At 30.4% G+C, this 504-nt stretch carries 1 protein-coding gene; it reads right to left on the bottom strand.

Annotated elements, in window-relative coordinates:
* A partial coding sequence (locus IE142_RS40615) for a two-partner secretion domain-containing protein (protein WP_191889555.1) occupies positions 1–396 on the bottom strand: 396 nt, incomplete at its 3' end.
* Between the last annotated feature and the right edge of the window lie 108 nt (positions 397–504).

Raw genomic sequence — 504 nt, 5'->3', positions numbered from 1 at the left:
ATTATGGCATTCAATACCATTTGGGTTGGCTATAACAACATGAGCTGCATTGCCAGCTACCGCGATATTTCCCGATAAGAGTGACGTTGCTCCATTAACCACTTCATTAATAATAGTCTCAGCGGCAACCTCTTTATTATTTAAAATAATGCCAGCATCAGTTACATGAAATCTATCATATTTATTATAAGAAATGCCTTTGGAATTTTTGGGTGCTATTAATATTTCTGCTTGATTATGATTGGTTTCATTGGGTTTAACGGTTGTTGAAGAATCTTGATTAATAAAAACAAGATTAGAATAATGTTTATCATATTCATAGTTATGCTGTACTACGGCTTGGCATATTGATGGTGTGTATATTACGCCAATTATTATTGCATTTCTTAATTTCATATATTTACCCTTGTATATTATTTAGGGCTAATTTATCGATATTAAAAACACAAATAAAGATAGTCAGGTTTAAAAGGCGTTTATTTATAAAAAATAAAAAGGCTATTT

Origin of the sequence: Streptomyces mutabilis, assembly GCF_014649815.1 — a bacterium.
Lineage (GTDB): Bacteria > Actinomycetota > Actinomycetes > Streptomycetales > Streptomycetaceae > Streptomyces > Streptomyces mutabilis.
The sequence above is the reverse complement of the archived record's forward strand: the minus strand, read 5'-3'. Positions and strand labels throughout refer to the sequence as shown.